The sequence below is a fragment of the Kitasatospora sp. NEAU-CNBT7 genome, assembly GCF_057220535.1.
On the sequence record NZ_JBXQQB010000036.1, the window covers coordinates 65,725 to 76,544 of the forward strand.

A 10,820-nucleotide genomic window follows, 5' to 3' on the forward strand; every position below is an offset into this window, starting at 1 on the left:
TTCGAGCGCGATGGACGCCCCACCTGCGAATGGTTAGCATCCCTAAATATGCCTGAGAATCAAGGTTCCACCGCGGAGATATCCCGGCGAAACGGCAGGACCAGCGAGAACACCGGCAGCAGCCGCCACGGGCACGCAGCCGCCGGGCGGCCGAAGCCGTCCACCGGGCAGCCGAAGCCCTCCGGTGGGACCTCGACCTCGACCCCCGCCCCGGCCCCGGCCGCCCCGATCCCGACCGCGTCGGCCCCCCGGTCCGGCGCGGGGTGGCTGCGACGGCTGTCCGGCTACTGCTGGCACTACCGCCGCAACGTCCTGCTGGCCTTCGGCGCCTCGCTCCTCGGCATGGCGGTGACCGCGGTCGTCCCGCTGGTCACCAAGCTGATCATCGACGACGTGATCACCGCGCACACCCGGCCGCTCGCCCCCTGGGCGATCGTGCTGGTGCTGGCCGCGCTGCTGGTGTTCGTCTCGACCCAGGTGCGCCGCTACTACGGCGGCCAGCTCGCGCTGGACGTCCAGCACGAGATGCGGGCCGACCTGTTCCGCTCCCTCACCCGTCTGGACGGTGCCCGGCAGGACAGGCTCGACACCGGCCAGGTGGTCGGCCGGGCCACCTCCGACCTCCAACTGGTCAACGGGCTGCTGTCGATGCTCCCGATGATGACCGGCTACCTGCTGATGTTCGGGATGTCCCTCGGCGTGATGCTGTGGCTCTCGCCACCGCTGACCCTGATCGCCCTGGTGATGGGCCCCCTGCTGTGGTGGCTCAGCACCCTGAGCCGCAAACGCCTGTTCCCGGCGACCTGGGCCGCGCAGCAGGAGGCCGCCGCGGTCGCCGGTGTGGTCGACGCGGCCGTCGGCGGCGTCCGGGTGGTCAAGGGCTTCGGCCAGGAGGCCCAGGAGCGCACCAAGCTGGAACGGGTGTCCCGCGACCTGTACGCGGCCCGGCTCCGTTCGATCCGGCTGAACAGCCGCTACACCCCGGCCATGCAGGCCGTCCCGGCGCTCGCGCAGGTCGCGGTGCTCGCGCTGGGCGGCTGGCTCGCGGTCCGCGGGAACGTCTCGCTCGGCACCTTCGTCGCCTTCTCGACCTACGTCGCCCAGCTGACCGGCCCGGTACGGATGCTGGCCATGGTGATCACCGTCGGCCAGCAGGCCAGGGCCGGTGTCGAGCGGGTGATGCAGCTGGTCGACCAGCAGCCGAAGATCAAGGAACGCCCGGACGCCCACGCGCTCGACCCCACGACGGCCGCGCCCGGCACCCCCGCCCTCGAACTGGTCGGCGTCGACTTCCACTACGACCACGAGCACGACGAGTCCGACGAGTCCGACGAGTCCGACGAGCGTGACGAGTCCGACGAGCGTGACGAGCGCGAGAAGCACGATGAGAACGGGCCCGAAGCGCCCGAGCCCGTCCTGCACCGTCTCGACCTGAGCGTCGCCCCCGGTGAGACCGTCGCCCTGGTCGGCGCCTCCGGTTCGGGCAAGTCCACCGTGGCGCAGCTGGTCCCGCGCTTCTACGACCCGGTTGCCGGTGAGATCCGGCTCTTCGGACACGACCTGCGCGAGCTGACCCTCGACTCGGTCCGCTCGACCGTCGGCATCGTGCCGGAGGACAGCTTCCTGTTCTCCGACACCGTCCGGACCAACATCTCCTACGGCCACCCCGAGGCCACCGAGGAGCAGATCACGGCGGCCGCCCGGGCCGCGCAGGCGGACGGCTTCATCCGCGAACTGCCCGACGGGTACGACACCAAGGTCGGCGAGCAGGGTCTGACCCTCTCCGGTGGCCAGCGGCAGCGGATCGCGCTCGCCCGCGCGATCCTCAGCGACCCGCGGATCCTGCTGCTCGACGACGCGACCTCGGCCGTTGACCCGCGGGTGGAGGCGGAGATCCACGAGGCGCTGCGCAGCGTGATGGAGGGCCGTACCACCCTGCTGATCGCGCACCGGCGCTCCACTCTCCAGCTCGCCGACCGGATCGCGGTGCTCGACCGCGGTCGCCTGGTCGACCTCGGGACCCACAACGAGTTGGAAGAGCGATGTCCGCTGTACCGGGCGCTCATCACCGACCCGGACGCGCTCGCCGAGCCGGAACCTCCACTCGACGCCGACGCCGACGCCGACCCCGCAGGGCCCTCCGACCCCGCAGCCCCCGCCGACCGGATCGACCCCCCGGCCACCACCGCAACCACCACAGCCACCGCGGCCACCACCCCGGCCGCGGCCGACGGCTCCGCCGCCCGGCCCCCGCGCGGTCCGGCCGGCGCCACCCCCGACCTGCTCGCCAAGGTCGCCGCCCTTCCCCCGGCCACCGACACACCGGAGATCCCGGTCGCCGCCGCCGAGGCCGGCGACCCGGACTTCAGCCTCCGCCGGCTGCTCGCCCCGTTCCGGCGTCCGCTGGCGCTGGCGCTGCTGCTGGTCGCGCTGGACACGGCGGCCGGTCTGGCCATCCCGATCCTGATCCGGCACGGCATCGACGACGGCGTGACCAAGGCCGCGATGTCCGGGGTGGCGGTCGCCGCGCTCGCCGCACTGGTGATCGTGCTGCTCGACTGGCTGGTGCAGACCACCGAGACCAGGATCAGCGGCCGGACGGGTGAGCGGGTGCTGTACACCCTGCGGCTCAAGATCTTCGCCCACCTCAACCGGCTCGGGCTGGACTACTACGAGCGCGAGCTGACCGGCCGGATCATGACCCGGATGACCACCGACGTCGACTCGATCTCGACCTTCCTGCAGACCGGCGTGGTCACCGCGGTGGTCAGCCTGCTGACCTTCTTCGGCATCTTCGTCGCGCTGCTGGTCATCGACGCCGGGCTGGCCCTGGTGGTGTTCGCCGTACTGCCCCTCCTGGTGGTGGCCACCCTGGTGTTCCGCAAGAAGTCGGCGGCGCAGTACCAGATCTCGCGTGACCTGATCAGCACCGTCAACGCCGACCTCCAGGAGAACGTCGCCGGGATGCGGATCGTCCAGGCGTTCCGCCGCCAGGACATCAACACCGACCGGTTCGTCGCCAACGGACTCGCCTACCGGGACGCCCGGGCCCGGGCCCAGCTCTACATCTCGCTGTACTTCCCGTTCGTGCAGTTCCTGTCCAGCGTCGCCGCCGCCCTGGTGCTGATCGTCGGCGCCTCCCGGGTGGAGTCGGGCACCCTGACCATCGGCGCACTGGTCGCCTACCTGCTCTACATCGACCTCTTCTTCGCACCGGTCAACCAGCTCTCCCAGGTCTTCGACGGCTACCAGCAGGCCGCCGTCGGCCTCGGCCGGATCCGCGATCTGCTGCTCACCCCGACCAGCACCCCGCAGGCCGAACGGCCCGTTCCGGTGGCGGACCTGCGCGGCGAGATCGAGTTCGCCGGCGTCGGCTTCGCGTACAACGGCGGCGGCGAGGGCAACCCGCAGGTGCTCACCGGCATCGACCTGAAGATCCCGGCCGGGCAGACCGTGGCCCTGGTCGGCGAGACCGGCGCGGGCAAGTCGACCCTGGTCAAGCTGGTCGCGCGGTTCTACGACGCGACGGTCGGCACCGTCCGGATCGACGGCCGCGACGTCACCTCGTACGACCTGGAGCAGTACCGGCACCGCCTGGGCGTCGTCCCGCAGGAGGCGTACCTGTTCGCGGGCACCGTGCGGGAGGCCATCGCGTACGGCCGGCCCGAGGCCACCGACGCCGAGATCGAGGCGGCCGCACGGGCGGTCGGCGCGCACGAGATGATCATGCGGCTGGCCGACGGCTACGGATACCCGGTCGCCGCCCGCGGCCGCAACCTCTCGGCCGGACAGCGCCAGCTCATCGCGCTGGCCCGGGCCGAACTGGTCGACCCTGACCTGCTGCTGCTCGACGAGGCGACGGCAGCACTGGACCTGGCCAGCGAGGCCGCCGTCAACCGGGCCGCCGAGCGGCTCAGCGGCGGACGCACCACCCTGGTCATCGCCCACCGGCTCAGCACCGCCGAACGCGCCGACCGCGTGGTGGTGCTGGACCACGGCCGGGTGGTGGAGGACGGCACCCACAGCGAACTGCTCGCCCTCGGCGGCACCTACACCCGCCTGTGGGAGGCCTTCATCGCGGACGGCCACCCGGCGCCCGTCGCAAGCTGACCGGCTGTCCCGGCCGACCGCCCCGCCACGGCGGTCGGCCGACGACCCCGGCCGACGCCCCCCCGGCTGACGACCCCGGCTGACGACCCAAGCCCGGGCCCGGAGAGAGTCGCGGCCGGCCGCGGGTCGGGCGCGGGTCAGGCGGCGATCAGCGAGGTCAGCAGCGACCCCGGGCGCATCCCCTTCGGCAGGTCGCTGACCTGGCCGTCGCCCACCTCGACCACCCGCCACCCGCCGCCGTCCGCGCGCTGCGCCAGGTCGGTGGTGATGAAACGGCAGCCGAGCCGGCGCACCAGCGGCCGGACCTCGGACAGGTCCGGGTCAGGCTCGAGCTCGGGAACGTCCGGGTGCGGCCCGACCAGCACCGGTTCGCCGTCCACCCACCAGACCCGGGCCTCCTGGGTGCGGCCCGCCTCGTCGCGCGCGAACTCCTCGTACCGCCGCAGCACCACCCCGCCCGCCAGGAACTCGCCCTGCAGCTCGACGAAGCGCCCGACCACCCGGGCGAGCCCGTCCAGGTCGGCGAGGTCCGGGACGTAACAGGCCTCGTCCCACTCGTGCTTGCGGGACTTCACGTAGTCCTTCACCACCGCCGGACCCCGTCCGCCCAGCAGCTCGGCCGCCGCCGCGAGTGCCCGGCTGTCCGGCGCGTCGCCCGGGATCCAGGTGCTCACCGGCGTCACACCGTCGAACACCTCGTACCAGCCAGGGAGTTGGTGCGCATCCGCATAGCCGGCCGGGGTGGTCAGCAGACTGCAGTCCCGGGCGGCGAGCGCCTCGCCGAGCGCCGCGTACGCCGCGACCGGCATCATCCACCCCCGGTACCAGAGCGCCCCCTGCCCGGGCGGGACCCGCCGGACGGCCTGCTCGGCGTTGCCCGCGAGCAGCGCGTCATGGTCGACCAGCACGCTCTCGCCGCCCAACTCCCTTACCTGCTGCGCCTCCCAGATGTAGTGCGGGTCGGGTCGGCGCGGCGCGAGAGGGTCCGCCGGGAAGAGGATCGAGGGTGCCTGCATGGGGATCAGGGTACGGCGGAACCACCCTGCTGACCGGGCGGTTCCGGTCCGGCGGGACCCACGCCACAGCCATCGAAACCGGTCGACACGCCCCGGCGGCGGCTGTCAGGGTGGCCCGATGCGCATTCCGCGGCTACGGCCGAACCCGTCGGTCCCGCGCCGGCCCCGGCAGGCGGCCCGGACGGCCGTGCTCGACCCGCAGGGCTGGGTCTTCCTGCTGCGCTCCGACAACAGCGAGGTCGGCGTGCACTGGAACATGCCGGGCGGCGGCCTGGAGAAGGACGAGTCCCCGGAGGACGGGGCCCGCCGCGAACTCCACGAGGAGACCGGCTGGACCGACCTGGCACCCGGCCCGCTGCTGTGCACCTGGGAGCACGACTTCACCTGGCACGGCATCCCCGTCCGCCAGCACGAGCACATCTACCTCGGCCGGGGCCCGCGCAGGCAGCCCGTCGGCGACCTGAGCACCGTCCACCGGACCGACGGGATCCTCGACTGGCGCTGGTGGAGCCCCGCCGAGCTGGCCCGCGCCGACGCCGGACCGTTCTGGCCGCCGAACCTGCCGGCGCTGCTGGACACCGTCCGCCCGGACTGGTCGAACGGCATCGCGCCGACCGAACCGGTCCACCTCGGGTACGTCCCGAACGTCCCGAACCAGCCGAACGGGTCGACGCGACGGCGCTGACACCGAGGCCGCGGCCCCTCCGCGACCGGGCGGCGGGCGGCCGGGCAGCCGGTCTCAGAAGTTCCGGGGACGGCGGTTCTCGGCCTTCCAGCCGTGCAGGTCGAGCTCCCGGTCGTGCAGCGCGTCGGGATTGATCAGCACCGACAGCCGCACCCCCGCCAACTGCTCGAACACGAGCCCGGTCGCGGCCAGCAGCAACTCGGTCGGCACCGACACCACGATCGCGGCCCGCCACGAGGGCAGCACCACCAGGCTGGTACCGCGGCCCGCCCGCACCAGGGTGGCGGCCACCCGCAGCGGCGGCCGGCCGCTCGACTGGGCCGCCACCTCCAGATGGGCGGGGGAGGCGCCGATCAGCACCCCCAGCGGTGCGCCCGCCTTCACCGCGGCCGTCGTGTCGGCGGTCCCGTCAGCCGTTCCGTCAGCTGTTCCGTCGGCCGTTCCGTCCGTGACCGGCGACCCCACCGACGCTCCGGCCGGGCCGTACTCCGTCACCGGCCCGGCCGCCCGTGCACCGTTCTCCGGGGACCCCGGCTGCGGATGGATCCGGCTCAGCCGGCGTGACGGCGTCGGCCGCCGCAGCCGCCGCAACTGCCCGCCGACGGCCTCCGCACCCACCCGCGCGCCCGTTCCAGATCCGTACTCCGCCGTCGGCCCGGCCGAGCCCTGCCCCGCCGCAGATTCCGCGCCCGGCCGCCCACCCCGGTCCGCCGTCGAGCGGTGGTCCGGCGGCGGGAGTTCCCGGGACAGGTCCACCCCGGCGGCCTCCAGCAGCCGCCGCACCTCCGCCTCCGGCTGGTGGCAGGCGGCCGCCAACTCCTCGACCTCCGCACCTCGTTCGTAGGCCGTCCGGAGCCGGGCACCGAGCGCGCCGAGCAGCTTGGCGGCGGTCCGCGCCTCCACCTCGGCGCTGCCGGCCGGCAGGGCGTCACCGGCCTGCCAGAGTTCCGGCCGGTCGCGTACCGGTCCGTCAGCTGACGGCCGGTCGGGCCGGGCGGGTTCGGACGTGGACCTGGTCCGGTCGAGCGTGGTCATCGGTTACGGGCCCTCCGTGTGCGGGACACCGACGATCCTGCCCCACAAGCCGTGACGGGCCAAGGGCGCCCCGGCCCCAGGCCACACCGCCGGCAGAAAACCCCCGCCGCCGCGGGCGGCCCCCGGCGTAGCATCGGCGGCATGAAGCCCCCGCACCTCGCTTCCCGACTGAGCTGGTGGCCGTCCTAGGACGGCCATCCCTTCAGCACGACCAGGGCCGTCCGCTCGGACGGCCCTGTCGCATCTCCGGACGGACAGGTCCCCGACCGCCGCGGACGGCCGCACCCGCCCCGCGCCCGCGCCCGTCACCGGAGGTCCACCCCCGTGCACACCATCGAATCCGTCCGCCGCAGCCCGCACGCCCACCGCGTCCTCACCGGCGACCGTCCCACCGGCCCGCTCCACCTCGGGCACTACTTCGGCACCCTCCGCAACCGCGTCCGCCTCCAGGACGCCGGCGTCGAACTCTTCCTGGTGATCGCCGACTACCAGGTCCTCACCGACCGGGACGTCGCCGACCGCCCGGCCGAGCACGCCGAGAACCTGGTGCTCGACTACCTGGCGGCCGGGGTCGACCCCCAGCGGGCCACGGTCTTCACCCACAGCTCCGTCCCCGCGCTCAACCAACTGCTGCTGCCCTTCCTCAGCCTGGTCAGCGTCGCCGAACTCGGCCGCAACCCGACCGTCAAGGACGAGATCGCGCACTCCCGGCAGTCCGCCGTCAGCGGCCTGATGTTCACCTACCCGGTCCACCAGGCCGCCGACATCCTGTTCTGCAAGGCCGACCTGGTCCCCGTGGGCCAGGATCAGCTCCCGCACCTGGAGACCACCCGCACCATCGCCAGGCGCTTCAACGACCGCTACCGGACCGGCCTGTTCCCCGAACCCGAGGCACTGCTCTCCACCGCCCCCCTGCTCCCGGGCACCGACGGCGGCAAGATGAGCAAGAGCCGCGGCAACGCCATCGCGCTCGGCGCCACCGAGGACGAGACGGCCCGGCTGATCCGCGGCGCCACCACCGACGCCGACCGGCACATCGGCTACGACCCCCGCAACCGGCCGGGAGTCGCCGGCCTGCTCCAACTCGCTGCGCTCTGCCAGGACCGCGACCCGCACGACGTGGCCGCGGAGATCGGATCCGGCGGCGCCGCCCGGCTCAAGGCCACCGTCACCGAGGCGGTCAACGAGCACCTGCGCCCGCTGCGCCGCCGACGGGCCGAACTCGCCACCGACCGGGGCCACCTGAGGGCCGTCCTGGCCGCCGGCGGCGAACGGGCCAACGCCGTCGCGGATGCCACCCTCGACGAGGTCCGGGCCGCCATGGGATCGCTCTGACGCACCCGGGACGGCCGGGTCCGAGGCGGCCGTGGAGTCCGTGGAAGCGGTGGAGGCCGTGGGGACCCGCCGCGAATTCCGGCCCGCCGACGGGGGATAACGTCATCGGCAGTGCACCGACGACCGGAAGGACCCGTCGATGGTTCAGCTACCGTCCCCGCCGGCCGACCGCGGCCCCCGCCCGCGCCACCTGGTCCCCGGCGACCAGGTGGCGCTGGTCGCGCCCAGCGGCCCGGTCGACCCCGCCCGGCTGGCACTCGGCACCCGGATCCTCCGCTCCTGGGGTCTGCAGCCGCGCCCCGCCCCGCACCTCGCCGACCGTCACCCCGTGCTCGGCCACCTCGCCGGCACCGACGCCGACCGCGCCGCCGACTTCCAGCAGGCCTGGCTCGACCCAGGAACGGCGGCCGTCCTCTGCGCCCGCGGCGGCTACGGCACCCAGCGCATGGTCGAGCTGGTCGACTGGGACGCGCTGCGCGCCGCACCCCCCAAGATCCTGGTCGGCTTCAGCGACGCCACCGTCCTCCACGAGGCGGTCGCCCGGCACCTGGGCATCCCCACCCTCTACGGACCCATGCCCGGCGCCGTCTCCTTCTCCGCCGACCCCCCGACCGCCGAACACCTGCGCCGCACCCTGTTCGAGCCCGCCAGCACGACGGTGCTGACCTCCCGCACCGCCGCCACCCTCGTCCCCGGCCGGGCCCACGGCACCACCGCGGGTGGATGCGCCGCCGTGCTCGCCGCCGAACGGGGCACCCGCACCGCCCGCCCGTCCTTCGCCGGCACCGTCCTGCTGCTGGAGGACGTCAACGAACAGCCTTACCAGCTCGACCGCATCCTGACCCAGCTGCTGCGGTCCGGGGCGCTGGACGGTGTGGCCGGCATCGCGCTCGGCTCCTGGGCGGGCTGCGGCCCCGCCGACCGGGTGCGCGCGGTCATGCAGGACCGCCTCGCGCCCCTGGGCGTCCCGGTCCTGTGGGAACTGGGCTTCGGCCACAGCCCGTCCACCCTGACCGTCCCACTGGGCGTCACCGTCACCCTCGACGCGGACGCCGGCACCCTGACCCTGGACGAGCCGGCCCTGGCCGCTCCCACCTCCACCTCCGTTCCCGTCTCCGTTCCCGTCTCCGTTCCCGTCTCCGTTCCCGTCTCCGCTCCCGCGCCCGTCCGTCCGGACGGCGCACCGCCGACGACCGGGTGAGGGCAGGGTGAGGACCGGCCGGAGCCGGTACGGAGATGGGTAGGGTGCGGCCATGCATGAGAAAGCCGGCCAGGACGGCGGAGCGGCCACCACCCCCACCGACCCGGCGGACCCTGCGGACCCGCCCGCCGCCGCACTGGAACGGGCACGGCGCCTGCTGCACGGGAGGGCCGGCCGCACGGGCCGGATCATCCTGGGTCTGGCCGGCCCGCCCGCCGCGGGCAAGTCCACCCTGGCCCGCTACCTCGTCGACGAGGTCAACCGCCTGGAGGGCACGGACACCGCGGCCTACCTCCCGCTCGACGGCTTCCACCTCTCGAACGCCCAGCTCGACCGCCTCGGCCTGCGGACCCGCAAGGGCGCCCCCGAGACCTTCGACGCCTGGGGGTACGCCGCCCTGGTGACCCGTGCGGCCACCGAACGATTCCGGGACATCTACGTCCCCGACTTCGACCGTGACCTCGACGAGCCGATCGCCGCCCGCCACGTCATCCGGCCGCACACCCGTCTGGTGGTCACCGAGGGCAACTACCTCGCCGTGCCGGCCGCCCCTTGGCCGGCGGTCCGGCACCTCCTTCGCGAGCTCTGGTGGGTCGAGGCCCACGACACCGTCCGTACCGAACGCCTGCTCCGCCGCCACCGGAGCACCGGCGAGACCCACGAGAGCGCCGAGCAACGGATCGCCGCCAACGACCACCCCAACGGCGAGTACGTCAGGGCGGGCGCTGCGGGGTGCGACTGGGCCGTCCCAAGTGGGCATTTGCCTTCGGCCACGGACGGGCGTACTGTTCTCTAGTCGCTCGGCTGGGAGCACCGGACACGTGTCTACGCGGACGGTCCCGGAGTGGCCAATCCCTTGAAACACCACTTCCCATTCGGCTGGGCGCGTCTTGTCGTGCTCCAGTGCGAATTGGCGTGCGCGCTTTTATGGATTGCAGCCGGATTCGCTTTTCGGAGCGTGGATCGGCTAAGGTTTGAAACGTCGGACAGGCCGTCAGGCCGGACCGGCGGAAGGCAAGTCGGAGAATGAAGCCCCGGAAACGGAGCGGAAAACATCTGATAAGCTCGGAACACGAAAGAACGAAGCGCCCGGAGGGCCCGCTGGAAGGCGGTCCGAAGGAAGCGTCCGTTCCTTGAGAACTCAACAGCGTGCCAAAAGTCAACGCCAGATATGTTGACATCCCCGGCCGGTCCGTTCGGATCGGTTGGAGATTCCTTTAGTAACAAAACACTAGCGAGGACGCAGTGCGCGGGGCCGCCCTATTCCGGTGGTTGCCGTGCCGCTCAACGCGGGTGGAAGCTCGATTACGAGCAGACATTCACGGAGAGTTTGATCCTGGCTCAGGACGAACGCTGGCGGCGTGCTTAACACATGCAAGTCGAACGGTGAAGCCCTTCGGGGTGGATCAGTGGCGAACGGGTGAGTAACACGTGGGAA

Annotated in this window: 7 protein-coding genes and 1 rRNA gene; 6 read left to right on the forward strand and 2 right to left on the reverse strand. The window is 73.1% G+C overall.

What is annotated here, in order from left to right; all coding sequences use genetic code 11:
* Positions 1-48 precede the first annotated feature (48 nt).
* Positions 49-4,110: an ABC transporter ATP-binding protein gene (locus AC2TEW_RS32620; RefSeq protein ID WP_484626885.1), complete on the forward strand. Its 4,062-nt coding sequence runs from the start codon at positions 49-51 to the stop codon at positions 4,108-4,110.
* Between the two features lie 137 nt (positions 4,111-4,247).
* Here AC2TEW_RS32620 and AC2TEW_RS32625 read toward each other — a convergent pair whose 3' ends face one another.
* The gene (locus tag AC2TEW_RS32625) at positions 4,248-5,126 is read right to left on the reverse strand and encodes an ATP-grasp domain-containing protein (protein WP_484626886.1); all 879 of its coding nucleotides are present in this window, start codon (positions 5,124-5,126) and stop codon (positions 4,248-4,250) included.
* 118 nt (positions 5,127-5,244) lie between these two features.
* Between AC2TEW_RS32625 and AC2TEW_RS32630 the strand changes: the two genes are divergently transcribed.
* Positions 5,245-5,811, forward strand: coding sequence for an NUDIX hydrolase (locus tag AC2TEW_RS32630; protein ID WP_484626887.1), 567 nt, complete (start codon positions 5,245-5,247; stop codon positions 5,809-5,811).
* Between the two features lie 54 nt (positions 5,812-5,865).
* Here AC2TEW_RS32630 and AC2TEW_RS32635 read toward each other — a convergent pair whose 3' ends face one another.
* Positions 5,866-6,846, reverse strand: a complete 981-nt coding sequence (locus tag AC2TEW_RS32635) for a hypothetical protein (protein WP_484626888.1) — start codon at positions 6,844-6,846, stop codon at positions 5,866-5,868.
* 324 nt (positions 6,847-7,170) lie between these two features.
* Here AC2TEW_RS32635 and trpS point away from each other — a divergent pair, with 324 nt between their 5' ends.
* From trpS to AC2TEW_RS32655, 4 genes are all read left to right on the forward strand, one after another.
* Complete coding sequence (gene trpS / locus AC2TEW_RS32640) at positions 7,171-8,181, forward strand: tryptophan--tRNA ligase (RefSeq protein WP_484626889.1); 1,011 nt, start codon at positions 7,171-7,173, stop codon at positions 8,179-8,181.
* Between the two features lie 139 nt (positions 8,182-8,320).
* Positions 8,321-9,382, forward strand: a complete 1,062-nt coding sequence (locus AC2TEW_RS32645; protein ID WP_484626890.1) for a S66 peptidase family protein — start codon at positions 8,321-8,323, stop codon at positions 9,380-9,382.
* 52 nt (positions 9,383-9,434) lie between these two features.
* Positions 9,435-10,178, forward strand: a complete 744-nt coding sequence (locus AC2TEW_RS32650) for a nucleoside/nucleotide kinase family protein (protein ID WP_484626891.1) — start codon at positions 9,435-9,437, stop codon at positions 10,176-10,178.
* 522 nt (positions 10,179-10,700) lie between these two features.
* Positions 10,701-10,820, forward strand: a 16S ribosomal RNA gene (locus tag AC2TEW_RS32655); the annotation flags it as partial.

Bases quoted from the DNA above. Each gene is read 5' to 3' on its own strand.
- AC2TEW_RS32620 (WP_484626885.1), top strand. From the start codon at position 49: ATGCCTGAGAATCAAGGTTCCACCGCGGAGATATCCCGGCGAAACGGC.
- AC2TEW_RS32625 (WP_484626886.1), bottom strand. From the start codon at position 5,126: ATGCAGGCACCCTCGATCCTCTTCCCGGCGGACCCTCTCGCGCCGCGC.
- AC2TEW_RS32630 (WP_484626887.1), top strand. From the start codon at position 5,245: ATGCGCATTCCGCGGCTACGGCCGAACCCGTCGGTCCCGCGCCGGCCC.
- AC2TEW_RS32635 (WP_484626888.1), bottom strand. From the start codon at position 6,846: ATGACCACGCTCGACCGGACCAGGTCCACGTCCGAACCCGCCCGGCCC.
- AC2TEW_RS32645 (WP_484626890.1), top strand. From the start codon at position 8,321: ATGGTTCAGCTACCGTCCCCGCCGGCCGACCGCGGCCCCCGCCCGCGC.
- AC2TEW_RS32650 (WP_484626891.1), top strand. From the start codon at position 9,435: ATGCATGAGAAAGCCGGCCAGGACGGCGGAGCGGCCACCACCCCCACC.